This window comes from Micromonospora sp. NPDC050686 (assembly GCF_040654475.1).
GTDB lineage: Bacteria > Actinomycetota > Actinomycetes > Mycobacteriales > Micromonosporaceae > Micromonospora.
Genome location: NZ_JBFAID010000015.1, coordinates 1 through 24,478, shown reverse-complemented (window position 1 = coordinate 24,478; position 24,478 = coordinate 1). Strand labels below are relative to the sequence as shown.

Here is a 24,478-nt window from a genome sequence, read left to right as displayed (position 1 = left end):
GAACATGAGCACCCCTGACGTTGTCATCGTCGGTGGCGGAATCGGCGGGCTGAGCACCGCTTTCGCGCTGTCCCGCAGCGGACTGAAGGTGCGGGTCCTCGAGCAGGCGAAGGAATTCGGCGAGGTCGGCGCGGGCATCCAGCTCGCACCGAACTGCACGCGGATCCTCGACGACTACGGGCTGCTCGATACGGCCAAGGCCCGCGGCGTCGTACCGGACAGGATGGTGATGCGCGACGCGGTCGACGGGAGTGACCTGACCTCGCTCGACCTGCGTGACCTCGAGCGGAAGTACGGCTTCCCGTACCTGGTCATCCACCGCAGCGACCTGCACCGGCTGTTCCTCGAGGCCTGTCGCCGGGCCGGCGTCGAACTGCTCACCGAGCAGCGGGTCGTGGCGTACTCGCAGGAAGGGGACACCGCCACTGCGACGACCGGGGCCGGGACGGTCCATGAGGCGGCCGTGGTGATCGCGGCCGACGGCCTGCATTCCGTCGCCCGGAAGCTTCTCGTCGACGACCAGCCCGTCTCCTCGGCCTACGTCGCCTACCGCGGCACCGTGCCGATCGCGGAGGTGGGCCGCCCGGTCGACCTCTCCGAGGTCGTCGTGTACGTGGGCCCCCGTTGCCACTTCGTTCACTACGGGCTGCGTGGTGGCGACCTCCTCAACCAGGTCGCCGTCTTCGAGTCCCCGAAGGCACGCGCCGGGCTCGAGGACTGGGGAACGCCCGACGAGCTCGACAACGCCTTCGCCGGGACCTGCGACGCGGTTCAGCAGGGACTGCCGCACATGTGGCGCGACAAGTGGTGGCGGATGTACGACCGCGACCCGATCACCACCTGGGTCGACGGCCGCATCGCCCTCCTGGGCGACGCCGCCCACCCGCCGCTGCAGTACATGGCGCAGGGCGCGATCATGGCGATCGAGGACGGCTGGGTACTCGCCGAGCACGCCAAGCTACTTCGGGGCGACGGCGGTGCCGTCGACTGGGCGGGCGCGCTCACGGCCTACGAGGCGGTCCGACCGGAGCACTGCCGACGCGTGCTGCTGGCGGCTCGCGCGTGGGGCGAGCTGTGGCACCTCGATGGCGTCGAGCGCGAGCAGCGCAACATCCTGCTCCGCGCGCGGGAGACCGACGACTACTCCTTCACGGACTGGATCTACGGCCCGACCGCGCTCTTCCCCGAGGACGAGCCGGCGATGTTCGAGCCGATCCCACTGGCATCGGCGGACCGGTCGGCCGGCGACCTGGCGGACTCCCCCGCACAGTGACCTCGCGCAGGACCGGTGGATCGCTGCGGAAGGCACGCGAAGCCGGCGGGAGCTCGCGGCCGCCGGCTCGGTTTCGTCGGGGCCGAACACGGCCGGGCCGAGAGCCTCAACCTGGCCGCCGCCGCCCACCAGGACCGAGATCCGGCCGGCGAGCAGCGCTGACCGTCTGCCTGTACGCCTCGGCCACCGCCCAGCGCCGCTGACCGGTGTACCGCGGGCGGCTCAGCGTCCCGGTATCGGGCCCGGTCGAGGTCGATCTGACGACGCTCTGGCCGTAGCGCGCCACCACCGGCGACGCCAGCGCGGCCAGCCCGGCGCCGGCGGTGTTGACCAGTACGTCGTCCGCAGAGGACATCCGGTCCAGCCGCAGGACGTACACTAGCCGGCAGTCGTGGACACCACGCACAGGCACGGGTCCAAATAGCAGCGCACCAAGCGGTTCGCCGAGGGGACGAAAACTCGCCGCCGCCAACGGAGAGGCGTGACCGTGGGTTCTCACATCCTCCTCTTAGGACCCTTCGATGCGTCGATGGTGACCGGCCTCGTGTCACCCATCAACCTCGTACACGTCAACCAGCCCAGCGGCAGCGCGCGCAATGAGTGACAGCCACACGCCCTACGTTCCCACCCATGCAGACGCGGGCATCGCCATACGCTTCGTCCTCGATGACCTCGACGCCGTCCACAGCAACGTCGACCGGTTCACTACCGCACTACACACCACCGTCGACCGGGCCAGGCTCGAGTCGTCGGCTGACAACGAGCGGCCACAATCGGCCATCGGTGCGGGAGCCACGGCGTGATCGAGCGGCTGAGCCGGTTCGCCCGACTGACCGATGGGGTGCTGGGCGGAGTACGGGAGCGAACCCGCAGGCTGCTCGACGAGTTCAGCACCAGCGACGCGCCCGAGCGTGCGCTCGTCGCCCCGCTGCTGCCCGAGCAGCAGCTCAGATATGTCGGGCTGGGGCCGGCTTGCGCGGACGACCTGCACCGCACGGGCCGCCAGTTCACCGACACAATGTCCGCGGAACTGGCCGAGGCGCTCGATCCCGCAGCATTGTTCGGGTTGCTCAACATCGTCAACCCGGTTGCATGGGTGGACGCCGTGATGACACCGGTCCGCATGGCGGCGCAGGCGTTGCTGGTCGCGGGCGGCGCCGCCGCGCTCGCCGCCCGCGATCCAGACACCGCCAGAGCGGACGCCCAGCATGCGCACGCTCCGGCAGCCAAGGCTGCCCAGCCAATGCCGTTGACACCAGAGCAGGAGGCGTTCCGGGCACTGTTCCGGCTCAGCCCCTACCGGCCCTTGGCTGTCCAACTCGCCGAGATCGCCTACCGGCGGCGGTACGCGTTCAGCGGCGATCTCGCCACCCGCGCCGGAAGTCTCCTGCTCTTCCTCGATCGGTACACCGGTACACCGCTGGCTGTCACGGATACGCACCTGCACCTGCTGCGGATGGGTCGCCGCCCGGATGCGGGCAAGCCGGACCGACGTGAGCCCCGACTGCTGTGGAGCGTCGAGCGGCGACATGTCGCCAGGATCGACAGCGGAGCCGGCATCGCGCGTGTCATACGGTTCCCGTCGACCATCGCATTCTCCGACGGCTCCTGGATCCGGATCGTCAACCAAACCCTCCGCGACGACCACATGCGGTTCGTCGCCGCGGTGCGGGACTGGGACATCCCGGGCACGCGGTAGCCTCCGTCACATCGCGGGACCGTGTCGCGGCGATCGGCGCGAATGCTCATTCGCATCCGGTGTCATGCCCATGCAGTTTGATCAATTCCGCCAGGACCTGCATGCTTCGGCTGGCGTCGTCCATGGAGCCCTGATGCACGATGGTCGCGGCCGACTCGATGGCCGGTAGCTCCACGAGGTCGACATCAGCCACGCTCCCGGACGCGACTTCGACCGCCGCGTGCACGTTGACCGCATCCTCCGACACCTCATGCGCCGGCACGTAGTACGCGACGGACGGCCCGCTGATCACGGCACCACCCGACAGCACCCACATGGTTGACCCATCGGGCCTACGCCTCGATGCTGCCGCCTGCCCGCTCAAGCACCTATTTTCGATTCAGGAGGCTCACTACCGGTGGGGGCCGCTGAGCGCGAGGGGAAAACGTACCCTCGCTGCTCAACAAGACGGGCGAGCTGTTCCCGCCCGGCCAGGTTCCCGAGCCGCTCGCCCGGGCTCGTCTCGACGAGGTGGAGCTTAAAGCTCCGCGCGCAGGTCGAGGCCGTGGTCGACGCCGGGCGTGCGCCGGAGCTCCTGCATGAATGTCGATGATCGCTTCGGTGCGTCGACCCGCTATCGTGCGGCCGGTGACTCCTGAGGAGAGCGACATCGTTGTCAGGCGTGCCGAGTTCTTGTGCCAGCTCGGCCGGTGGACCGACGCAGAACGCGCCCTCAGTGGCGTGCTCGCGGCCGACCCGGAGCACCACGACGCCCTGTCGCGCCTCACCGAGGTGCTGCAACGCCTGGACCGTCCGCAGGAAGCGGCCGAGGTGGCGCAACGGTTGATCGCTGCCCATCCCGGGGAGCCGGCCGGTCACCTGGCTCTCGCCGAAGCGCTCGCTGTCCAAGGCAATCACGCCGACGCCGAGCCGCACGTGCGCACGGCGCTCGATCTCGACCCCGATGCCCCGATCGCCTTGCGACGGCTCTCCGACGTGCTGGCACACCTGCCGGGACGCGAGAACGACGCGGTGGCGGCGGCGCAGCGGGCAGTCGCGCTCGCCCCGCACGACGCGGACGCGCTCGCGGCGGCGGGCGACGCCCTGCTCATCTCCGACGGCGACGGGCCGGGCGCGGAGACCGCGTATCTGACCGCGCTCACGCTGGCGCCGGAGAACGGCAGTATCCGGCTACGGCTGGGCCTGGCTCGCCTGCATATCGGCCGCCTCGACGACGCCGCGGACGACTTCGTCGCCGGGCTGCACCAAGCACCGGCCGTGCGCCACGTCCGCAGCGTGGGCCTGGTACTGCAGCAGCTCGGCGTGCCGGACCGGTACGCGGAGGTGTATTCCGCCGTACGCGCCGCGATGGGCAGGCTGGCCACGGTGGACCGCACCGATCCGGACGTCGTGGAGCGCCAGCTCGACATGGCGGTCGCCTGGTGGGACAACGGTGCGCGGGCCGCCGCGCTGGAAATGCTGGAGCTGCTGGTCGAGGCGAACCCGAACTCGGTCGACGGCCTGGCCGCGCTCGCCGAGTACCGGTTTGAGTCCGGGCAGCTCGACGACGCCGAGGCGCTGGCACGGCGGGCCCTCTCGGTCGATCCGCTGGCGCCGGCGGCGCTGTTCGTGCTCGGCCTGGTGTGCGAGGGTCGCGACGACTCGGCCGGGGCGGTGGCGTGGTTCGATCGGCTCCGGGCGCTGCCGGTGGACGCGGAGGACCGCGACTGGATGATGGAGTCGTTGATCAACCAGGGTATGGCGCCGCGCTATCCGGAGATGATCGCCTGGTACGAGGAGACGGCCCCCGAGGCTGGCGCCGCGGCGAACGAGCCGGCACCGACCGCGCCGCCGCCCACGCTCCCGGCCGGGATCGCCACGGCCGGCACCGCGACGGTCGCCGCCCCGGTGCGCCCGGCGCTCGACGGCGAACCCAACGGCCGGCTCGCCTCGATCCAGGCCAAGCTGGCACTGCTCAAGCGCGTGGCGGCCGAGCACCACTCCAGCGTCGTCATCGAGGACCCGGTGCTGCTGGAGCGCATCCCCGAGCTCCCCTACGGCGTCGTGGAGGCGTTCAGCTGTTTCCGTCGGCTGGAGGGCAGCCACCTTCACGTCGAGCAGCCCGCCGACATCAACAGCCGGACCGCCTGGATCACCCGCAAGCTCGATCCGCGCGAACCGCTGGGCAACCCACTGGTGATCGGCTGGGTGGGCGAGAGGGACCCGATCCGGCTCGACGTACGCGACGGCAGCGTGTACCTGATGGACCCAGACGACTACGTCTTCCTCTACAAACACCCCTACGAACCCGTCGAGGTCGACCGGGTCGCCGGCGATATCATGACGTTCGTCGATGACTACCTGCTCGGCGAGCGGTACCCTCGGCTCACCGGAAGCCGGCGCCGCGACACCTGGCTGCGGATGCTCGTCACAGCCGGCCTCGCGGCGCCACCCCCACCGACAACGGCGCGGCGAACGTGAACTCAGCGGCCGCCACGACCTGCGCCGACGCGCGTACTCTGGGCTGACTACCCTGCTGTGGACCGATCTGAGGGAGAAGTGGCCGTTGGAGGTCGTGGCCGCTGACGCACCGCTGACGCCCTACCAGGCCGCCGCACTAGCCGCCGCGCGGCCGGTCCGAACCGCCTGAGGCGTGATAGAGCGGACCGCTGGTCACCGTCGGGCACCGGGACATCCTCGGGATCTAAGCCGGTGACGGCGGTGAAGGGGCGAAGCACCGTGCTCACCGAGCGCGGCTTCCAGGACGTCTTGATGCTCGTCCGGCTGCACTTGCCCTCTGCCTCGCGCCTCCACCTACTCGCCCGTTCGTCTCACGGCACGTCCGGATCTCGATGCTCGCTCCGACAGCTGCTCGCGACAGCGTCATCGATCAGGGAGTTGTCGAGAAGCCAGTCGATGGCCCGGCGGGTTGCCCGGGCGTGCTGGAAGGCGTGCCAGGCTGTCAGCAGGTGCGGATACTCCTCGTGCAGTTCGTCCTTGAACCGGCGGAAGGCACCCCTGCCCTGGATGGCCCGCTGGAGCCTGCGGCCCGCCTGCTCGTCGCTGATTCGCTCGGCGAAGTCGGCCATGTCGCGGTACCAGACGAAGGACGGTAGCGCCTCGATCGGGACCAGGTCGAGTTCGTCGAGGTCCACGGGTGTCTTCCCGTCGATGCCGCCGTCAGCCGTCCACATCATGATCTCCCCGCTGGCCGGATTGATGAGCCAGCGGTACTCGTACGCGCCCTGGTCCTGCAGCGCCGTGGCGATCTCTTCGAGATCGAGGTGGCGTACGTCGAGCATGTGTCCACTCCCGTTTCCGTCTTCGTCGGCAACCACGGTAGGTCCGCTTCCCTCTCGGCCGCGAGACTGCCGGTCCGGCCGATTATCAGCACGGGGACCGAAGTGGTGAGGTGACTACTGCTCCAGCAACCTGGAATCGGGAGACCGGTCAGCTACAGCCCAGCGGCGTCGAGGGTCTTGAGGAACGTCGGCCGACGCTTGTGCTCAACCCGCAGCTCCGCGAGGTACTGCCCAAACGCCGCATCTTCTTCGGTGGCCTGGTAGGCCGCTCGCAGGGCGGGGAGCAACTCGACGGCCCGCCGCGTGGCAGTCGGCCATCCGGTCGACGACCTGATCACCCGGCACCACCACCACGTCGCTACCGAAGAACCGCACGAACCGGTCCCGATCCTGACGTTGCAGCTCCCACGCCTGAGCCAGCTTCTCCGGGTTCCGGTCAGTGTGTTTGAGTCTCCCAGGCCGGCAGCCGGGGCTCGTCGTTATGCACGATGATGTCGACGTGATCGGTCGGGCGGACCGTAGCAAGGTAGAGCTGTTGGGAGGGGATGTAACGCTCGCGCCAGCGTCGTTCGACGTCAGCCCGGGATGACACCCGGCGCTCTCGGATCACGGCACGATCCACGGTCCTTTCGAGCGCGGTCGACACGAAGATGCGCAGGTCCCACCGCTCGATCAGTTCCGGGCGCATGAGGAAGACGCCGTCGAAGACCAGCACGGCGTCGGCGGGGGCGGTAGTGACCGGCGGGGACAGCGCGGTATCCGCGGTGTGGTCGTAGACCGCGTATTGGAAGCGTCGGTCTCCGCCCGGGCCGAGCGGATCGAGCAGGACCCGGTTCAGCGCGTCGTGGTCGTGGGCGTCGAAGTAGCAGCCTTCGGCCGAGTACTCGCCGCGCGGGTAGCGCTGTGCCCGGGGGAAGAGGAAATCGTCGATCGTCGCGCGGATGACGTTGCGGCCCTGTGTGCGCAAGACGACGGCCAGCTCGTCGGCGAGCGTGGTCTTGCCGGCGGCGGGCGGTCCGTCGATAGCTACCCGCGTCGGGTGTGCGACGGTGACGGACCCGACCGCCTCAGCCAGGCGGCCGAGCAACTCGTGGCGGATGCCTTGGTCCATGTCCTGCCCCGTCCTGGTCTCGCGAAGGTCGCCGTGCCGAGCCGACCTTATCCCCGCCAACCTTTCGCGCCCGCCACCCCGAGTGAGCGAGATTGCCGCATGCGGAAGTAGCTGCGGTCGCGGCGCAAACGGACTGCCATGCCGGCGTTGGTCGCTAGGTATAGCGTGACCGGTCATGCCGCCGACCGCGCCCACCAGCCGCTACCGCCCGACTCTGCAGATGAGCGAGCGATGGGCGCGGCTGACGAATCAAGCAGGTGGATGTCGAGCAAATCCGGTGACGGAAGATCGTCTGGCAGTCCGATCACGCCTGCTAACCACCCTCCCGATGGCAAGACCAACATGCCGGGCTACTGGCACTGCAACGTTTGGGATGATCGCCATGTGGCACCAGGCTGGGGGACAATCCGGGAGATCAACGAGGCGCTGGCACGCTACGAAATCAACCTTGGCTGGCACCGACCAAAGTTGCACGGCATCGGCTTCGCCGAAGACATGAACGAGATCTGGTTCGTCCGGGTCAACGAGGATGACGACCTGCTGGCCGCTGCGGTCCTGGCTACGGTGGCCGGTTGGCACGGCGCCACGGGTTCGGTCCGGCTCGGTAAGCAGAAGCTCAGGAAAGCCATCAAGCGCCTAGCACCAGCGCAGGCATGCCAGGACGTCGTTCAGCCGAACCTTCGGATCTGGCGCGAGATTTCAGGCTGGCATTGGACTGGCGGGTATGTCCGCGGGGGCAGCCTGGTCGCGGTCTTCGACGCCGACCCGGAGCTGCCGAGTCATGATCCGTACGTCATCGCGCTCAGGCAAGTCGTCGCGTCAGGGCGGCAGGCCGTACCCGCTGATGAGATCCACATCCGGACGCCCCCCGGCGGACACCACCCCTTACAAACCGCCTGGGAGGCTCGCTGGCCGCAGTTAGTGCCGATCAGCTCCGATCTGCGAGCGGAGGAAGATCGCTGGGTGCGGTTTCACGGTCTGCCCGGCAGCAAGCGCTATGCCGAAACGCCGTCCGAGTACGAGTCGATCCTTCGCCGGCACAACGTCGTTCTCGAAGCGCTCGGCGCACGGACGCCCGACCTGTACGTGATCACGTTGGCGATCGGCTCCACCCCGGTGCCGCGCCTGCGGAACCCTGTTCTGGAAGAACTGCTGCCCGACGCCGAATGTTGGGCGGTGCTGTCCTGGCCCCACCTCGATCCGCAACTCGCCTTCGCCCACGCCTACGTCAACCGGCTCACCTGGCAGCCCGGACGTCTCGATGACCTGCTCGGCAAGGTCGCCGACGACGAGATAGCCCACGTGATCATCGCACCGCCCGACCTGGCCTGGCTGTACGCCCCGTACGACGGCGGCGCGGACGTCCTGCTGAGCACCACGGCCTTACGCGACAACCTGCGGGACCGGCATCGAGAGTGGCTGTCATCGCACCCCGTTGGACTCTGAGGTGACCGGCCAACACGACCATGAGCAGATCGGGCTCGCAGGCGTCGCGCCTGCGCGGTTCACTCCCCGACCTTCACTTGTAGCCGCGATCCGAGCCTTACGCTCCATGACCGTCTCGCCGGACGGACGTACGGACAGGCCATCGCCCACATTCGAACGGCGGCGCCGGTCCGCGGCCCACGCGTACGGCGACATGTGTTTCCGCCCGCTGAGGCGAGCACGGCCCACGCCCGCCTCAGCCGGATCGGTGAACCGGTTCCCCGGCGAGTTGTCTTCAGCAGTTGCTGACCTTCCTGGTCGCTGAGCCGCCGTACGCGAATGGGTTCTGCTACCGCCACAGGCTGACCGCCGCGACGCCGCCCGGCCGACAGGTCTCGGTCACCGTGCGCTTGGATGCCAAGGTCAAGACCGCGATCTGCTCGATCCCGGAGGACGCTGGACCGGGACTGGACTACACCGACGCTGTCTACGGCGAATAGACCAAGCGTTTCTCGCCGGGACGGCGAAGGCTCGGCTCGCAGTGGATGCGATCCGGCGAGCGGAGGCTACGTCGGTTCGCAACGAGTGTGTTGATCAGCAGTTGGAGAAAGGTCTGCGTGCCCGGCGGTTTGCCGCTCATGATCTGGTCGTTTGTTGGCCAAGGTGATGCGCTCGCAGGGAGTCCATGCGGTGCGCCCAAGTTGCTGGCAGCTCGTATGCGAGTTCGAGGACCACGTCGGTCTTCTCCGGATCGACCGGGCAATGGGTCGCTCCCCACTGTGCGACGGTGGCGATGACCGGAACGAGCTCGATGCCCTTCTCAGTCAACGTGTACCTGGCCTTCTGTCGGTGTGTGGGATCGTCTGCGCGGGTGAGGATTCCTGTCGATGTGAGTCGTTCGAGGCGATCGGCCAGGATGCTGCTGGTGATGCTTTCTTCGGAGCCGCGGAGCAGTTCGCGAAAGTGCCTGCGGTCAGCGAAGGCGATGTCCCGCAGGATGAGTAGCGTCCATCGATCCCCCAGGACCTCGACAGCGAGGTTGATGGGGCAGCGGGAACGGTCCGCCGTGGCCACGGTCTACCTCCGCGCCCGGGCATAGCGGACAACTTCATGGGCTATGAGGTCGACGACCTCGTCGGGCCGGGACAGCATGGGCCAGTGTCCGCTCATGAGATGCTCAATACGCCACCCGCTTGGCGGATTGTCGGTCGAACGGCTTGCCTCCGATGTTTCATCTGGTGAGAGGACCACGTATGTCGTCGGCTGACCTGAAGTATCAGCATTCAGTCGTGCTGGGTCAGTGACGGTATACCCAGGATGCAACGTGAAGCGCTCGGCCAGGCGGTTCCGATCAGCGTCGGTCAGGTCCCCTTCGTACTCGAGCATGTGGCGTTGGGGAGGCAGCCACACGTTTCCCGCTTCCATGATCGCCTGGCGCTCTTGTTCGCGCGCCGACTCAGAGCCGCCCCAGTCGTCGAGCAGCGAACGACCATCCGTTGGCATGTAACCGCCGAAATGGATAAGTCCGGCCACCTGGTCACCGGCCCGGTCAGCAACCTGAGCGGTAACCATCGACGAATACGAATGCCCGACGAGCACCACGGGCCCAGCGGCCCGAGCGACGTGTGCGGTGAGCTGGTCGACGTGGTCCTCAAGACGAACTTCAGCGATGGAAGCGCGGGACCGCCCGGGTTCGAGACCAAGAAGGGTCACGGTCTCTGCGTGGGATCCTCTGCGGCGCAGGTCGCTCGCCGTCGGATCCCAGACCCAAGCTCCGCTCCATGCGCCCGGCACCAAGATCACTGTGGGACGGATGTCCATAGGGGCCCCCTCTAAACTGCTCTACTTTCAAGATCGGCTCCAGAGTACGAAGTCTGATCGCGAAATGCAACCAGTCTGAATGAGGCACGGTCGCGTCTGGCGGTGCCATGGTTCCGGTGCTGGTGCATCGCCCTTCGCGGCCGCGTGAGTGGGTGGTACGGACGCACGCAGTTCCCTGGCACCCCGGCTCCGCCCGTCACTGGGCACCCGTCACCGCCTCCATGTCTGGATGGGCGGTCGCCTCCGTGGACTACTGGCTCGCGCCCGCGCACCGGTTCCCGGCGGCGGTGCTCGACATGCTGGCCACGCTCGACTGGCCGAGACCCGAGCAGAGGCGGCAGGTCGTGATCGGCGGCGACAGCGACGGCGCACTATCGACGCGTCCGCTGCGCTCGCCCGCCGTGAAGCCGGCATGCCCGTGCCTCGGGCGGCACTGGTGCGCCGCTCGGCCCGCCTGCGCGAGCCCGTCCTATCCAGCGGCGCCCGGTGTGTTCCCCGACCGGGCGGAGCTGCGCGCGGCATGGCGATTGTGGTTCGATTCCGCGCACCCGCCAAGGGCGAGCCGGGCCGCCTCGACGCGGTCGAGCAGTGAGCGTTCCTCGCGGGCCGTGACGCCGCCGGACACGCGTTCCGGGCATGGCAGTGCGACGTACTGCGGTGACGTTGGTGTCGACGGGTTGATCTACCAGCTGCACCGAGGGCCACGCCGGCGGATCGTGCAGGCGTGGACACCAACCGTCGCCCATCTCGGGCTGCGCGTTGTCGGTGCCATCCCGATCGGCCGATACTCGGCCTACCCACACCCTACATCGAAGGTTTTCACAACCCACGCCGCCGACACAGCCGTCTGGGTCACGTCAGCCCCGACACCTACGAACGCCTTCCAGAAGGCTGCCGAGCATGATGAGCAGCGTGCTCAGGAGCAGGCGCGTCGCAGCCGCACGGCTCGGGTCTCGGGGAGGGCGTTAGCTTCTGCGCGGATCACGTCTGCTTCATGCTGATCTGCTTGAGCACGGGCTGCTGACCTGCCGCAGCAATTAGTGACCTCGGTCCCGGCGGAGGAAGCACGACAGCAGTTGCCTGAACTCGTGCGGGTGCTCGATCGCCGGCACGTGCCCGCATCGGCCGAGCACGTGCAGACGGACATCGGCCAGGTGTTCGAGCAGGGGCTGGGCTGCCGTCCCGAGCGGGGTGACTCGGTCCTCGGCGCCGTGAACGAGCAGCACGGGCGCGCGCACCGCTGCCAGCGTTTGCGCCGAGAGGGTGAGCTCGTCGACCCATCGTGCCCTAGGTGGAGGGAACAACGATGCGAACGCGGCCGCCCCCGCTCGCATCGCAGCTGCACGGGCATCGACGGCCGAATCGGTCACGAGCGCTTGGTCGAGGACGAGGCGACTCAGCATGTCTCGTGCCCCGAGCGGGCCGGCGGGGGCGGCCCAGACCGCGTCGAGCTCGGCGGACAGCGGCGCCCCGGGGGCGCCCATCGTCGAGACCGCCACGACACGGGTGACCTGCTGGGGGCGCGCGGCCGCCAACGCCAGCGCCACGGCACCGCCCATGGAGTGACCCACCACGGCGTAGTACTCGATACCGAGAGCATCCATCAGGCCCGCGGCCTGCTCCGTCCACAGCCGAAGCCCGCCCCTGGAGCCCGCCGGGATAGGTGTACGGCCGAACCCCGCCTGGTCAGGAGCCACCAAATGCCAGGATGTGCCCAGCGCCTGCGCCGTCGTTGCCCAGGCGCCGGACCCGGTCGTGCCGGGCCCGGAGCCGTGCAGCATCAGCACCGCGGGCCCGGTGCCGCTCTCTAGGACGTGGACGGGGGACCCGTCGACTGTGACGGTCCGAAGTGCCGTCACCGGGGCAGGCCAGGTGTGCTCATGCCGATGCGGAGTTGACGGACTTCGAAAAGAGCTCCATCATCGCCCTGCCGAATTGCGGCATGTCGGGCCACCCTCGGCAGGAAACAAGGTTGCCGTCCACGACGTCGGGAGCGTCGACGACCGTCGCGCCCGCGTTCTCCATGTCACCGGTGATGGGCGGGAAGCACGCCGTCTTTCGACCCTTCAGTAGCCCGTACACCGCTGGTACCTGCGCGCCGTGGCACACCAGCGCGATGGGGAGGTTTCGCGCGAAGAAGTGCTCGGTGATGCGCCGGACGTCGGCGTCGACCCGGATCCACTCGGGGGCACGTCCCCCGGGGATGATGAGGGCGTCATAGCGCTCGACGTCGACCTCGGCCCAGGGCACGTCGACCGGCAGCTTCCGGCCGTTCTTCTCCACGTAGGCGTCGGAGTTGGGGTCGAACTCGTGGATGACCAGTTGCACGTCACGCATCGTCCGTGACGAGACGTCAACGTCCCAGCCGCCCTCCTGCACGCGATAGTAGGGATACATGGTGTCGAGCTCCTCGGCGGCGTCGCCGGTCAGGAGCAGCGCTCTGGGCACCTGCGTCTCCTCGCATCTGGGGGCGGGTGAGGTGGATCCAATCCGATCCGATCGGATGAGCTAGCATTGCTCGGCCCAGCCCGCCCGTCAAGCCTCTACCGCCATTCCGTCCGCGTCCTTAACCTCGTCGAACAATCGTCGGAAACGCTCGCCGGACCGCAGGATGTGTCGACGCATCGCGTAGGCGGCGGCGTCGGGGTCACGCGCGGCGATCGCGGCCACAATGTCCTCGTGCTCGGCCATGGCCAGGTGAGTGACCTGGGTGTCGTGGTGAAGCCGGAAGAGGTGCACGTGGCTGTGCAGGCGAGCTAGCGTTTCACGAATGACCTGGTTCTCCGCGCTCAGGGCGACGAGATCGTGAAAAGCGGCGTCGCGTAGCCCGAAGGCGCCATAGGCCATGGGCCCGTTGCCCCTCTCCAGTTCCGCCATCTCCTCCAGCATTCGTCGCAGACCGGCCACCTGCTCAGAGGATGCGCGTTCGGCGGATCTGCGCGCCGCTGCCGGCTCGAGGAGCAGGCGGACCTCGAGCATGTCCTCGAATCGGTGACGGGTTATTTGGGGGGGAATGCGGTAGCCAGCATGGGGCACACGCACGACCAGACCCTCGGCCTCCATGCGGTTCAGAGCGTCTCGGATCGGCGTCTGCGAGACCCCCAGCTCTCGCGCCAGGACGTCGATCGTGACGCGGGAGCCAGGCTCGATCCGTAGCGACATCAGCTGTCCGAGCAGCCTGTCGTACACCTCGTCGGCAAGCCGGCCGCCAGATCTTCCCGGCGGCATTCCGCCCGTCACGGCCCTACGGCCCCGCGCGATCATCGCTTCGTCGTCCATCGTGACGTGAGGTCCTTCCTTGCGCCTGCGGGAACCTGTTGACATCAGTCATAGCGCTGCGACATGCTGACGCCCCCACTAGATCGTATAGGAAAAGCGACGGATGCCCGCCATCCTGCACCATCGCGGAACCGCCCCCCATCGCTCTACTTCGATCATCTGGAGCTCCCATGAGCATGCTCGACGTGCTGCTCGGTTCGTCACCGGGCCGCAGCTGGACCGACGGTCTTCTCGACGGCAGGAAGACCCCGTACATCGCCGCGTACTCGTGACGCCGGTCCGCGGGTCGACCCCCGCGCCGGCCCGGCAACACGCCTGAACAACTCAGCAACTGCTCGGCGAAGCACATAGCGAGGCTTTCGAAGTCCCCACCCAGAAAGCAGGCGACAAGATGCGGTATCCGAAGCGAATAGGACGAATTGCCGTTCCCGGTCGCAAGGTGCAGCTGGCGACGGCTGCCATGCTGCTGGTGGCCACGACCGTGGCGGCTTGCGGCGATGGCCAGGACGACGGCACGAAGGCGAGCGCCCCCAAGGCACCGGCGACCATCCCGGAGCTCACCAAGGACCCGCTGACCCTCAGCTTCATCTGGTTCGACTGGCCTCCCGCCCACGCACTGGAAGCCTTCGCGAACGCCGAGTACAAAAAGGAGCGACCGAACGCGACCATCAAGGTCAACACCGTGCCGAACGCGAACTGGCACGACGCGATGTTCACCCAGTTCGCCGCGCGCAAGACCGACTTCGACATCGCGATCCTGGACTCGCAACACATCGGCGAGGCCGTGACGAACGGCAACGTCCTCGACATCACCGACTTCGTCAAGAACAACATCGACGTCAAGGCGTACAACCCGTACCTCCTGGCGGCCTACGGCCAGTTCCCGCAGGCGGAGACCGGCAAGCGCGATGAAAACGCCAGCCTGTACGGACTGCCGCTACTCGGCGACACCTGGACGATGATCTACCGCAAGGACCTGATCGGCGACAAGCCACCGCAGACCTGGGACCAGATGATCTCAGTCGCCGAGCGGTGCCAGGCGGAACACCCTGGCGTCAGCGGGCTGGCCTTCCACCAGGCCAACGGCTCCGACGCTGCGGCCGTAACCTACAACACGGTCAACGGCGTCTACGGCGGCAACCTCTGGGACGCCAAGACGCGCAAGATCGAGGGCGTCCTCAACGACTCTGCGGGCCAGGAGGCGATGGACGTCCTGGTCAACAAGATGAAGCCGCTGACCGCCAAGGGCTCCGGCAACTGGTTCATCGACGAGGTGAACGCGGCGGTCGCCCAGGGCAAGGCATGCATCGCGTTCAACTGGATCGCCGCGAGCGGCGGCCTGCTCGATCCGAAGCAGTCGACGCTCGGCACCACGCGGGAGCAGATTCTCGACAAGCTGGGTTTTGCCACCCTGCCGAGCCAGAAGACGAACCTGGTGCCGCTCGGCGGTATGGGGATGCACGTGTCGGCCTACTCCTCCACGGCGAACCAGGCCGAGGCCCTGAACTTCATGAAGTGGTTCGAGCGGGCTGATGTCCAGAAGAAGTGGGCAGCGGCCGGTGGCGTGCCATCGCGTACGGACGCCCTGGAGTCGCCCGAGTTCCTCAATGCCGGGCCGTTCAACCAGGTGTACACCGACTCGGTTCCGCGGATGCGGGACATGTGGAACGTGCCGGAGTACGCGCGCCTCGTCGACATTGAGAACACCAACGTGAACGCGGCTCTCAACGGCGCGAAGAAGCCGAAGGATGCGCTCGACGACATCGCCAAGGAGCAGCAGAGCGTGCTCGACTCGAGCAGCCGCAAGGGCGGCGGCGGACTGTGAGTGCCGTCCCTCAGACGACCGATCACCCCGGGCAGGTGGCGTCTGCGACGCCACCTGCACCGGGTCGGTCCCGCCGGTTGAGCGACCGCGGGCTCGCCGTGACCTTCATCTCCCCCGCGCTGCTGCTGTTGCTCGCCATGTCGGTGTTCCCGTTGCTGTGGGCGTTGTACCTGTCCTTCACCGACTACTCGGCCACCCGCAGGGGGCCCGCCGATTTCATCGGGTTCGGGAACTACACCGCCATCCTGACTTCGGCGCAGGTCCACCAGAGGGCCCTGACGACGTTGATCTACGTGATCGGCGCGGTCGGCCTGCAGACCGTGCTCGGATTCGGCATCGCCTACCTGATCTCACGGCGCACGCACGGGCGAGGAGTGCTGACCACTCTGTTCCTGGTTCCGATGATGCTGTCGCCGGTCGTGGTCGGGCTGTTCTGGCGATTCATGCTCGACGCGCAATTCGGCGTGGTCAACAGCATGCTCGGCTCGCTCGGCCTGGGGCAGGTGGAGTGGCTCACCCGGCAGCGAACGGCATTGCTTTCCCTGATCGTGGTCGACACCTGGCAATGGACGCCGTTCATCATGCTCATCGCGCTTGCCGGCCTTACCGCGGTACCCAAGTACCTGTACGAGGCCGCCTCGATCGACCGGGCGTCCGAGTGGTTCCGGTTCCGCACCATCACTCTTCCGCTGGTATGGCCACTGCTTCTCATTGCCGTGATGTTCAGGGCCATCGAGGCCTTCCGGCTGTTCGACCTCGTCTACATCCTCACCAACGGCGGCCCGGGTGTCTCCACCGAGACGTTGTCGTTCCACATCTACAAGGTGGCGTTTCTCGGCTTCAACACCGGAACCGCCTCGGCGTACGGAATCCTCATGGTCCTCGTCGTCATCGTCCTCACGCAGCTCTACCTGCGCTACCTGAACAAGCTCAAGGAGGGCTGATGGCCGTCTCCGTCGACGAGGCCGTGTCCGCAGGTCCTGCCCGGGATCACACGCCCCCCGCGCGCCGCCTTGGCGGCCGGGGCCGCTCCGTGCTGGAGGTCGCGCTGCTGACCGTGCTGGCCGTCGTGATGCTCTTTCCGGTGCTGTGGATGATCGAGACATCCCTCAAGGAGAACCGGGACGTCTACGCCATCCCGGCCAGATTCTTCGGCTTCAAGGTCACTCTGGACCATTTCAAGGACATGTTCGTCGCCCCCGACGGCGGCCGCTCGGCCTTGTCCGTCTCGTTCCTCAACTCCGTCGTGGTCGCCGGGGTCTCCACGGTGCTCGCCACCGTGCTGGGGGTCCCGGCCGCCTGGGCCTACTCACGCTTCGCCGTGAAGGCCAGGAAAGACCAACTGTTCTTCATCCTGTCCACCCGCTTCATGCCGCCCGTGGTGGTCGTGGTCCCGATCTTCCTCATGTACCGCCAGGTCGGACTCATCGACTCCAAGCTCGGCCTGATCCTCATCTACGCCGCGTTCAACGTCCCGTTCACGATCTGGATGATGAAGGGGTTCGTCGACGAGGTGCCTGCGGAGTACGAGGATGCCGCCATGCTCGACGGCTACACCCGTTTGCAGGCGTTCTGGCGATACACCCTTCCCCTGCTCGTGCCCGGCATCGCCGCGACGGCGGTCTTCGCACTCATCTTCTCGTGGAACGAATTCGTGTTCGCCATCTTCCTCACCTCCAGCGACAGCGTGCGGACGGCCCCACCCGCCATCGCCGGCCTCATCGGTGGCACCACTGTGGACTGGGGCCTCGTGGCTGCCGCCTCCGTGGTCTTCGCCCTACCGGTGCTGGTCTTCGCCTACCTGGTGCGCAAGCACCTCGTCGCCGGTGTGACGCTCGGGGCGGTGCGACGCTGATGGCGGGCATCGAGGTGACCGCCCTGCACAAGCGCTACCCGGACGGGACGGTCGCGGTTGATCACGTGGACCTGTCCATCGGCGACGGCGAGCTGTTCGTGATGCTCGGCCCTTCGGGTTGCGGCAAGACGACCACGCTGCGGGCAATAGCCGGCCTGGAGAGGCAGACGACGGGCGACATCCGCATCGGCGACACGCTGGTCAACGACCTGCCGCCCGCCGAGCGCGACATCGCCATGGTGTTCCAGTTCTACGCTCTCTACCCGCATCTGAGAACCCGCGACAACCTGGCGTTCCCACTGCGGGCCGAGGGACTGCCCAAGCCGGAGGTGCACGCGCGGGTCGACGAGGCCGCCCGGCTGATGCGGCTTGGTCCGCTCCTGGATCGGCGACCGCGCCAGCTGTCCGGCGGGGAACAGCAGCGCGTTGCGCTTGCTCGCGCCCTGGTGCGACGACCGCGCGCATTCCTCATGGACGAACCTCTCACCAATCTGGACGCGGAGCTGAGGGCCGACATGCGCACGGAGATCAAGCACCTGCAGGGGGAACTGGGGGCGACGATGGTCTACGTCACCCACGACCAGGTCGAGGCGATGTCGCTCGGTCACAGGATCGCCATCCTCAACAAGGGCCGCGTCGAGCAGATCGGCACGCCGCTGGAGGTCTACGACCGTCCGGCGAGTCTTTTCTGCGCCGCATTCATCGGCTCCCCGCCGATGAACCTCATTGAGGTGGAGGTGGCCGACGGGAACCTGCGCAGTCAGGGCGGACTGGTCCTCACGCCACCGCCAGGCCTGCCGCGCGATCGTCGCCTGGTCGCAGGCGTCCGGCCGGAGGCGCTGGAAGTCACAGAAGCAGGGGCGGAACGTTCGGTCCCGGCCCGCGTGGTCTCGGCGGAGTGGCTGGGCGACGAAATCATCTACGTGGTTGACCACAGCGGCCAGCGCGACGTACGGGTTCGGATGCCACCGACTGTCCGTTTCGCCGCTGACGCAACGGTCGGGCTGCGGCACACCGGCGGGACCCCGGCGGTCTACGACGTGAGCACGGAAGAACTGGTGGCCTGATGGGAACCGTGGCGGTGCACGGGCTGTGCAAGTCCTTCGGCAAAGTCCAGGCCCTGGACGGGGTGACGCTGGACGTGCCGGACGGCTCGTTCTTCGTCGTGCTCGGTCCCTCCGGGGCAGGCAAGACGACGACCCTGCGAGCGATCGCCGGCCTTGAGAAGCTTGACGCCGGGTCGGTGCATCTGGACGGCAGGGACGCGACCGGTGACGCCCCGGCCGCACGCGACCTGGCCATGGTCTTCCAGAGCTACGCCCTCTACCCGCGACACACCGTGTACGAGAACATCGCTTCGCCGCTGCGGGCACGCCGCTGTTCTTCGAGTGAGATTGCCGCTGCCGTCGAGCGGATGTCGGGCCTGCTGCACATCGATCGTCTGCTGCAGCGTCGTCCCGCGCAGTTGTCGGGCGGTGAGATGCAGCGTGTCGCCCTGGCCCGGGCGCTGGTCCGTCGCCCGCGCGCGTTTCTCATGGACGAGCCGCTGACGAACCTCGACCTCAAGCTCCGCGTCGAGATGCGCACCGAGCTCACCCGCATCCACCGGAGCCTCGGAGCAACCTTCGTCTACGTCACCAACGACCAGGTCGAGGCCCTGTCCATGGCCGACCAGGTCGCGGTCCTCAAGGAGGGGAAGGTGCAACAGGTCGGAACGCCGACCGAGGTGTACGAGCATCCAGCCAACCAGTGGGTCGCAGGATTCGTCGGGAGCCCGCCGATCAGCCTGCTCGCCTGCCACGCCGAGGGAGATCGTCTGGTCGGGGCGGAAGGCTGGACGCTGCCGCGGCCCCGCTGGACCACGGCGGAGGACGGTCGTGCGCTGCTGCTGGGCCTGCGCGCGGAGGACCTGTCCGTCGAGCAGCGTGGGAACGCGTCGTTGTCGGGTGAGCTCTACGGGCTTGAGCCGCTCGGTGACCGAACAGTGGTCGACGTCCGAGTGGGGACGGAGATCCTCAAGGTCAAGGCACGACCCACCGTCACCGGTACGCCGGGCGAGCGGCTGCTTGTGACGGTCGACCTGGATCGTGCACACCTGTTCGATGCGGGCACCGGGCTGGCGCTGTCCGAGGCTGGCCGGTAACCGCGCCGGGCGGCGGCGACATTCGACCGCCCGGCAATCTCGCCCCGACGAGGGCCTGCGACCCATCCGTCTCCGCGCACAGCCCGATCGCTGAGGCACGCCGGACATCACCAAGAAGATCACAGGAGGCGACGCGATGAGTGATCCGATGAACGTCCTGGCCCCCGAGCACCGGCGGCTGCGGATCGGCGACGCCTGGCGCGACGCCGCAAGCGGAGCCACCTTTGCCGTCGAGGACCCGGCCACCGGCAAGACCATCGCCGAGGTGGCGGACGCCGGCGTCGTTGACGGGCTCGCCGCTCTGGACATGGCGAGCAAGGCGATGGCGGAGTGGGCGGCGACCCCGCCGCGGAAACGGTCAGAGTTGTTGACCGCGACGTACCGGGCACTGACCGAGCGATCCGAGGATGTCGCCCGGCTGATAACGCTCGAGATGGGCAAGCCGCTCGCCGAGGCTCGGGCAGAGGTGGCCTATGGCGCCGAGTTCTTCCGTTGGTTCGCCGAGGAGGCGGTGCGCGTCGAGGGGCGCTACAGCACCGCTCCCGCAGGTGGATATCGCATCCTCACCGTGCCGAAGCCGGTCGGACCGTGCGTCTTCGTGACGCCCTGGAACTTTCCGTTGGCCATGGCTGCCCGCAAGATCGCTCCTGCGCTGGCTGCGGGCTGCACGACGATCACCAAGCCAGCAGCCCAGACGCCACTCACCATGCTGTTCCTGGCCCGCATCATGGAGCAGGTCGGCGTTCCCCCGGGCGTCGTCAACGTGGTGACCACCAAGCGTGCCGGCGAGGTGGTCTCAGCACTGCTGGCCGACAGTCGGACCCGCAAGCTTTCGTTCACCGGGTCGACCGAGGTCGGGCGCGTGCTGCTACGACAGGCTGCGGACAACGTGCTGCGTACCTCCATGGAACTGGGCGGCAACGCGGCCTTGATCGTGTGTGCCGACGCTGACCTGAACGTCGCGCTCGACGGTGCCATGGTGGCCAAGATGCGCAACATCGGGGAGTCCTGCATCGCGGCCAACCGGATCTACGTCGAGGAGCCGGTGCGCGAGGAGTTCACGGCGCGCTTCGCCGAGCGGATGGGCGCGCTCTCGGTGGGCCATGGTCTCGACGACGGCGTGGACGTCGGGGCGTTGATCGACGAGGCCTCGGTCAACAAGATCGACGAGCTCGTCGCCGACGCGGTCGATCGCGGCGCCCGGGTCTTGGTGGGCGGCGAGCGTCCGGATGGGCCGGGCCACTTCTACCCGCCTACCGTCCTCGTCGACGTGCCCGAAGATGCGCGGATGCTGGAGGCGGAGATCTTCGGCCCAGTGGCGCCGATCATCTCGTTCACGTCCGACGACGAAGTGCTGGCGAAGGCCAACGACACCGAGCACGGCCTGGTCGGATACATCTTCACCCGTGACCTCCAGCGGGCGCTCCGGTTCACCGAGGGGCTAGAAACGGGGATGATCGGCATCAACCGTGGTCTGATATCGGACCCGTCAGCACCGTTCGGAGGCGTGAAGCAGTCCGGGATCGGCAAGGAGGGGTCGCACGAGGGCATCCTTGAGTACCTCGACCTCACCTACGCGGCGATCGACCTACCGTGACCGGCCTGCTGCTCCGGACGTCCGCCGAGGATCACCGCGCCCTGTGCACACATGACCTGGCCGGCCTCCACCCAGGGGACGGGACCCGGGCCATGGCCGGCACGAACCCGCTGGCACCCGGGACGCGGGGCGACTCCGCCGGTGTGCGTACCACCGCCGCGACCACGGCGGTGGTTGGGGCGATCAGCCCCTTCGGCGGTCCCAACAGCTACGCCCTCGGGCTCATGACCGAGGCGTCGGTCGCGACCCGGACTCGTACCGCCCTTGGCGACGATGTCCGCGGGACCCTCGACCCGACCCACCCGTCCACCAAGGGCGACGTCTTCATCGTGATGGAGCCGAGGGCGACCGGGCACGATCGAGCCCGGGCGCCCGGCCCACGCGCCTGCGCCACCCGGGCGGCCAACCTTGCCGACGCCGTCCCGGTCTCGCGGGTGACCTGGACGTCCGCCAGCAAATCGCCGCCGACGTTCCGGAGAGGCACTGACATGCTTGAGACCGTCCGCGGACCACGCCAGCTGATAGTGGGCGAAGGGGTCGCGCAGAACATCCCACGAGTGGTGGCCGAGAGTGGCTCGCGAGTCCTCATCGTTACCGACCAGGTTCTTTTGCGGCAGCCGGGCGTGGCCGAGATCGTGGCCGCCGTGCGGGAGAAGGTCGAGGTCGTCGAGGTGTTCTCCGACGCGACTCCAGACGTGCCACTCGCCGATGTCGCCCTGGCCGTCTCGGTCGCCGCCGAGGTGGACGCCGACGTGATCCTCGCCATCGGGGGTGGCACGGTGATCGACCTCGCCAAAATCGTCGGCGTCATCCGGCGCCACGGTGGGACGCCGCGCGACTTCTACGGCGAGTCGAAGGTGCCCGGGCCGACGATCCCTCTCGTCGCGGTCCCGACGACGTCAGGCACTGGCTCCGAACTCACACCCGTCTCGGTGTTGACCGACCCGGACCGAGAGCTGAAGGTGGGGGTTTCCAGCGTCCACATCGTGCCCGACTTCGCCATCGTCGACCCCGAACTCACCTACACCTGCCCTGCGACCGTCACCGCCCACTCCGGCATCGACGCGTTCTGTCACGCGGTGGAGAGCTACACCGCGCGACCCCGGGCCCACGGACCGCGCGACCCGGTGGAGCAGGTCTTCCTCGGCCGCAACCCCATCACCGACCACTACGCGCTCCTGGCCGCGGAGCGGATCGCCCGTAGCTTGCGTCGTGCTGTCAGGGACGGAGGCGACACGGACGCGCGCGCGGACATGTCCTATGGGTCCATGCTCGCCGGGCTCGCATTTTCCCACGCGGGCAACGCGGCCCCGCACGCTCTCCAGTACCCCATCGGCGCAGCCACGCACACGCCGCACGGCCTGGGCGTCGGGCTGCTACTGCCCTACGCGCTGGACGCGGCCAGGGATGCCATCGCCGACCGGTTGGCCATCCTCGCCGGGATGTGCGGGCTCGACGTGACCGACGCCTCGGATGCCGAGGCCGCAGATACGTTCCTCACCTGGCTCGACGGGCTCCTTGCCGACATCGGCATCCCTCCCACCTTGGCGGACATCGGCGTGGCACGCGCCGACCTCCCGCGCTTCGCGGAGATGGCCAGTGGCGTCACCCGCTTGATCCAGAACCATCCAGGCCCAACCGACACCGCCAGCCTGACCGCGATCCTCGAAGCGGCCTGGACCGGGGACCGGACCCACACGTCCTGACTCCGAGAGATAGTGACCGGCCTTTCACATGGCGACGAGTTTCCCTGCCCCACCCTGGGTGTCGGAATGCTCGGCTACGCCATCGCGCCCGACGTCGCAGCCCTCCTCGGGTCACTCACCCCGACCAGGCAGTAAACGACGCAGCGCGGCCCAACGAAAGTGCCAAGGCTCCGGACCGATTGCACTCCTACACGCATGGACAACCTTGGATGCGCAGGTTGGGCCGTTGGTACCGGTGACGCGAACGCGACGTCCGATCACCGCCGGACGGTTGGCCTCTTGTCGACCAGGCTTGCCGTCATGAACAAGGCACTCGACGGCAAGGTAGCTCTGGTTACCGGTGGTGGTCGTGGCATTGGCGCTGCAGTGGCGTTGCGCCTGGGCAATGAGGGCGCCGATGTGGCGCTGACGTTCCAGCAGAATCAGCAACGCGCCGACGACGTGGTGGACCAGATCAAGGCCGCGGGACGGCGGACCATCGCCGTGCAGGCGGACAGTGCCGACCCGGCGGCGGTGGTCGACGCGGTTGACCGGGTCGCCGGTGAGCTGGGGCGGCTGGACATCCTGGTCAACAATGCCGGCGCGTTCCTCCTCGGACCGCTGGAGCAACTGAGCCTCGAAGACTTCGAACAGACCGTCGCGGTCAACGTCCGGGCGCCGTTCGTCGCCTCACAGGCAGCGGTACGCCACATGTCGGCCGGTGGGCGGATCATCAACATCGGCAGCAACATGGCCGAGCGGGCAGTCTTCCCGGGCTTCTCGCTGTACGCGATGAGCAAGACCGCCCTGATCGGCCTGACCAAGGCGCTCGGACGCGAACTCGGCGGCAGGGCGATCACGGTGAATCTGGTAAATCCAGGGGCCACCAACACCGAACTGAACCCAGCCGACGGCCCCAATGCCGACACGATCAACGGGTTCACCGCCCTCGGCCACTACGCGGAGCCAACTGACGTGGCCGCCGCGGTGGCGTTCCTCGCCAGCCCGGACGGGCGTTACATCACAGGGGCGACGGTCAACGTCGACGGCGGCTTCACCATCTGATCATCGGCTCACCGCCATCCCAGTCCACCCTCGCGCACAGCTACGGCCCGTCCCTACCCGTCTTACCGGGGACGGGCCGTTCCTCTTGCCAGTTTGCTTGAGTCGCGAGCCAGACATCCTCAATTCGGCATGTCCTACGCCGCTGGCCCGCTACTGGAGTTGCTCGGGCAGGTGCAGGAGGCTCTCGAAGACACCACCGTCCTACCCAACAGGCATGATTGTCGCCGTGCGCTTTCTGATCTCTCACCCCGACGCAGTGGCCGAGCTTGGCAATGAGCCTTTCCGAGTAACGGTGTAAGGACTTGGAGTAGCCGGCTCGGCCAGCGGTCCAGACGCGCCCAGATCCGGTGCGGTGCAACGGAAAGACGCAGAACCCCGGTATGAAGGTGGTCCTTCCCGGGATCACCGTCATCGAGGTT

At 67.8% G+C, this 24,478-nt stretch carries 23 protein-coding genes; 14 read left to right on the top strand and 9 right to left on the bottom strand.

The features are described 5' to 3' along the window. Positions 1-4 precede the first annotated feature (4 nt). Positions 5-1,273 carry an FAD-dependent oxidoreductase gene (locus tag AB0H57_RS13190; RefSeq protein WP_357505856.1) on the top strand — a complete coding sequence of 423 codons (1,269 nt, stop codon included), beginning with the start codon at positions 5-7 and terminating at the stop codon, positions 1,271-1,273. Positions 1,274-1,379: 106 nt separating this feature from the next. Here AB0H57_RS13190 and AB0H57_RS13185 read toward each other — a convergent pair whose 3' ends face one another. Next, a complete protein-coding gene (locus AB0H57_RS13185) occupies positions 1,380-1,628 on the bottom strand; it encodes a hypothetical protein (protein WP_357505854.1) in 249 nt (82 codons plus the stop codon). A gap of 444 nt (positions 1,629-2,072) precedes the next feature. Here AB0H57_RS13185 and AB0H57_RS13180 point away from each other — a divergent pair, with 444 nt between their 5' ends. Continuing rightward, entirely contained in the window at positions 2,073-2,972 is a 900-nt protein-coding gene (locus AB0H57_RS13180) for a hypothetical protein (protein WP_357505852.1), read from the top strand. Positions 2,973-3,018: 46 nt separating this feature from the next. Here the strand turns inward: AB0H57_RS13180 and AB0H57_RS13175 are convergent, their stop codons facing one another. After that, a complete protein-coding gene (locus AB0H57_RS13175) occupies positions 3,019-3,288 on the bottom strand; it encodes a hypothetical protein (protein ID WP_357505850.1) in 270 nt (89 codons plus the stop codon). A gap of 311 nt (positions 3,289-3,599) precedes the next feature. Here AB0H57_RS13175 and AB0H57_RS13170 point away from each other — a divergent pair, with 311 nt between their 5' ends. After that, on the top strand, positions 3,600-5,432 hold the full coding sequence (locus AB0H57_RS13170) for a tetratricopeptide repeat protein (RefSeq protein WP_357505848.1): 1,833 nt from the start codon (positions 3,600-3,602) through the stop codon (positions 5,430-5,432). A 350-nt stretch (positions 5,433-5,782) separates the two neighbouring features. On the opposite strand, the gene AB0H57_RS13165 is transcribed toward AB0H57_RS13170, so the two are convergent. Then, the gene (locus AB0H57_RS13165; RefSeq protein WP_357505847.1) at positions 5,783-6,253 is read right to left on the bottom strand and encodes a UPF0158 family protein; all 471 of its coding nucleotides are present in this window, start codon (positions 6,251-6,253) and stop codon (positions 5,783-5,785) included. A gap of 436 nt (positions 6,254-6,689) precedes the next feature. Beyond that, positions 6,690-7,364, bottom strand: coding sequence for a uridylate kinase (locus tag AB0H57_RS13160; RefSeq protein ID WP_357505845.1), 675 nt, complete (start codon positions 7,362-7,364; stop codon positions 6,690-6,692). 261 nt (positions 7,365-7,625) lie between these two features. Between AB0H57_RS13160 and AB0H57_RS13155 the strand changes: the two genes are divergently transcribed. Further along, positions 7,626-8,810: a hypothetical protein gene (locus AB0H57_RS13155; protein ID WP_357505843.1), complete on the top strand. Its 1,185-nt coding sequence runs from the start codon at positions 7,626-7,628 to the stop codon at positions 8,808-8,810. A gap of 281 nt (positions 8,811-9,091) precedes the next feature. Next, positions 9,092-9,289, top strand: coding sequence for a hypothetical protein (locus AB0H57_RS13150; protein WP_357505840.1), 198 nt, complete (start codon positions 9,092-9,094; stop codon positions 9,287-9,289). A gap of 136 nt (positions 9,290-9,425) precedes the next feature. On the opposite strand, the gene AB0H57_RS13145 is transcribed toward AB0H57_RS13150, so the two are convergent. Both AB0H57_RS13145 and AB0H57_RS13140 read right to left on the bottom strand, forming a co-directional pair. Next, entirely contained in the window at positions 9,426-9,863 is a 438-nt protein-coding gene (locus tag AB0H57_RS13145; protein ID WP_357505838.1) for a helix-turn-helix domain-containing protein, read from the bottom strand. A 3-nt stretch (positions 9,864-9,866) separates the two neighbouring features. Further along, positions 9,867-10,610, bottom strand: coding sequence for an alpha/beta hydrolase (locus AB0H57_RS13140; RefSeq protein ID WP_357505836.1), 744 nt, complete (start codon positions 10,608-10,610; stop codon positions 9,867-9,869). A 107-nt stretch (positions 10,611-10,717) separates the two neighbouring features. On the opposite strand from AB0H57_RS13140, the gene AB0H57_RS13135 reads away from it, so the two are divergent. Beyond that, positions 10,718-11,611 (top strand): alpha/beta hydrolase fold domain-containing protein, encoded by an 894-nt coding sequence (locus AB0H57_RS13135; protein WP_357505834.1) that lies wholly within the window; start codon positions 10,718-10,720, stop codon positions 11,609-11,611. A 36-nt stretch (positions 11,612-11,647) separates the two neighbouring features. On the opposite strand, the gene AB0H57_RS13130 is transcribed toward AB0H57_RS13135, so the two are convergent. From AB0H57_RS13130 to AB0H57_RS13120, 3 genes are all read right to left on the bottom strand, one after another. Continuing rightward, positions 11,648-12,391, bottom strand: a complete 744-nt coding sequence (locus AB0H57_RS13130; RefSeq protein ID WP_357506026.1) for an alpha/beta hydrolase — start codon at positions 12,389-12,391, stop codon at positions 11,648-11,650. Positions 12,392-12,488: 97 nt separating this feature from the next. Continuing rightward, a complete protein-coding gene (locus AB0H57_RS13125; protein ID WP_355167305.1) occupies positions 12,489-13,058 on the bottom strand; it encodes a DJ-1/PfpI family protein in 570 nt (189 codons plus the stop codon). 87 nt (positions 13,059-13,145) lie between these two features. Continuing rightward, a complete protein-coding gene (locus tag AB0H57_RS13120) occupies positions 13,146-13,889 on the bottom strand; it encodes a GntR family transcriptional regulator (RefSeq protein WP_357505832.1) in 744 nt (247 codons plus the stop codon). 391 nt (positions 13,890-14,280) lie between these two features. Here AB0H57_RS13120 and AB0H57_RS13115 point away from each other — a divergent pair, with 391 nt between their 5' ends. The 8 genes from AB0H57_RS13115 to AB0H57_RS13080 all read left to right on the top strand — a co-directional run bounded on the left by AB0H57_RS13115 (position 14,281) and on the right by AB0H57_RS13080 (position 24,059). Further along, on the top strand, positions 14,281-15,714 hold the full coding sequence (locus tag AB0H57_RS13115; RefSeq protein WP_357505830.1) for an extracellular solute-binding protein: 1,434 nt from the start codon (positions 14,281-14,283) through the stop codon (positions 15,712-15,714). A 98-nt stretch (positions 15,715-15,812) separates the two neighbouring features. After that, the gene (locus AB0H57_RS13110; RefSeq protein ID WP_357505828.1) at positions 15,813-16,658 is read left to right on the top strand and encodes a sugar ABC transporter permease; all 846 of its coding nucleotides are present in this window, start codon (positions 15,813-15,815) and stop codon (positions 16,656-16,658) included. Beyond that, entirely contained in the window at positions 16,658-17,569 is a 912-nt protein-coding gene (locus AB0H57_RS13105) for a carbohydrate ABC transporter permease (RefSeq protein ID WP_357505826.1), read from the top strand. The genes AB0H57_RS13110 and AB0H57_RS13105 overlap by 1 nt, the downstream gene beginning before the upstream one ends. After that, on the top strand, positions 17,569-18,636 hold the full coding sequence (locus tag AB0H57_RS13100; RefSeq protein WP_357505824.1) for an ATP-binding cassette domain-containing protein: 1,068 nt from the start codon (positions 17,569-17,571) through the stop codon (positions 18,634-18,636). Before AB0H57_RS13105 ends, AB0H57_RS13100 begins: the two co-directional genes overlap by 1 nt. After that, the gene (locus AB0H57_RS13095; RefSeq protein ID WP_357505822.1) at positions 18,636-19,712 is read left to right on the top strand and encodes an ABC transporter ATP-binding protein; all 1,077 of its coding nucleotides are present in this window, start codon (positions 18,636-18,638) and stop codon (positions 19,710-19,712) included. The genes AB0H57_RS13100 and AB0H57_RS13095 overlap by 1 nt, the downstream gene beginning before the upstream one ends. A 136-nt stretch (positions 19,713-19,848) precedes the next feature. Beyond that, entirely contained in the window at positions 19,849-21,309 is a 1,461-nt protein-coding gene (locus AB0H57_RS13090; protein ID WP_357505820.1) for an NAD-dependent succinate-semialdehyde dehydrogenase, read from the top strand. Next, a complete protein-coding gene (locus AB0H57_RS13085) occupies positions 21,306-23,015 on the top strand; it encodes an iron-containing alcohol dehydrogenase (RefSeq protein WP_357505818.1) in 1,710 nt (569 codons plus the stop codon). The genes AB0H57_RS13090 and AB0H57_RS13085 overlap by 4 nt, the downstream gene beginning before the upstream one ends. A 300-nt stretch (positions 23,016-23,315) precedes the next feature. Beyond that, the gene (locus tag AB0H57_RS13080) at positions 23,316-24,059 is read left to right on the top strand and encodes a 3-oxoacyl-ACP reductase family protein (protein ID WP_357505816.1); all 744 of its coding nucleotides are present in this window, start codon (positions 23,316-23,318) and stop codon (positions 24,057-24,059) included. The last annotated feature ends 419 nt before the right edge of the window (positions 24,060-24,478 follow it).

What these genes read in the sequence shown, in the direction of transcription:
- AB0H57_RS13100 (WP_357505824.1), top strand. Translation starts at nt 17,569, where the DNA reads ATGGCGGGCATCGAGGTGACCGCCCTGCACAAGCGCTACCCGGACGGG.
- AB0H57_RS13175 (WP_357505850.1), bottom strand. Translation starts at nt 3,288, where the DNA reads ATGTGGGTGCTGTCGGGTGGTGCCGTGATCAGCGGGCCGTCCGTCGCG.
- AB0H57_RS13095 (WP_357505822.1), top strand. Translation starts at nt 18,636, where the DNA reads ATGGGAACCGTGGCGGTGCACGGGCTGTGCAAGTCCTTCGGCAAAGTC.
- AB0H57_RS13130 (WP_357506026.1), bottom strand. Translation starts at nt 12,391, where the DNA reads ATGCTGCACGGCTCCGGGCCCGGCACGACCGGGTCCGGCGCCTGGGCA.
- AB0H57_RS13185 (WP_357505854.1), bottom strand. Translation starts at nt 1,628, where the DNA reads ATGTCCTCTGCGGACGACGTACTGGTCAACACCGCCGGCGCCGGGCTG.
- AB0H57_RS13165 (WP_357505847.1), bottom strand. Translation starts at nt 6,253, where the DNA reads ATGCTCGACGTACGCCACCTCGATCTCGAAGAGATCGCCACGGCGCTG.
- AB0H57_RS13140 (WP_357505836.1), bottom strand. Translation starts at nt 10,610, where the DNA reads ATGGACATCCGTCCCACAGTGATCTTGGTGCCGGGCGCATGGAGCGGA.
- AB0H57_RS13160 (WP_357505845.1), bottom strand. Translation starts at nt 7,364, where the DNA reads ATGGACCAAGGCATCCGCCACGAGTTGCTCGGCCGCCTGGCTGAGGCG.
- AB0H57_RS13115 (WP_357505830.1), top strand. Translation starts at nt 14,281, where the DNA reads ATGCGGTATCCGAAGCGAATAGGACGAATTGCCGTTCCCGGTCGCAAG.
- AB0H57_RS13080 (WP_357505816.1), top strand. Translation starts at nt 23,316, where the DNA reads ATGAACAAGGCACTCGACGGCAAGGTAGCTCTGGTTACCGGTGGTGGT.
- AB0H57_RS13120 (WP_357505832.1), bottom strand. Translation starts at nt 13,889, where the DNA reads ATGGACGACGAAGCGATGATCGCGCGGGGCCGTAGGGCCGTGACGGGC.
- AB0H57_RS13190 (WP_357505856.1), top strand. Translation starts at nt 5, where the DNA reads ATGAGCACCCCTGACGTTGTCATCGTCGGTGGCGGAATCGGCGGGCTG.
- AB0H57_RS13135 (WP_357505834.1), top strand. Translation starts at nt 10,718, where the DNA reads ATGGTTCCGGTGCTGGTGCATCGCCCTTCGCGGCCGCGTGAGTGGGTG.
- AB0H57_RS13090 (WP_357505820.1), top strand. Translation starts at nt 19,849, where the DNA reads ATGAGTGATCCGATGAACGTCCTGGCCCCCGAGCACCGGCGGCTGCGG.
- AB0H57_RS13155 (WP_357505843.1), top strand. Translation starts at nt 7,626, where the DNA reads ATGTCGAGCAAATCCGGTGACGGAAGATCGTCTGGCAGTCCGATCACG.
- AB0H57_RS13105 (WP_357505826.1), top strand. Translation starts at nt 16,658, where the DNA reads ATGGCCGTCTCCGTCGACGAGGCCGTGTCCGCAGGTCCTGCCCGGGAT.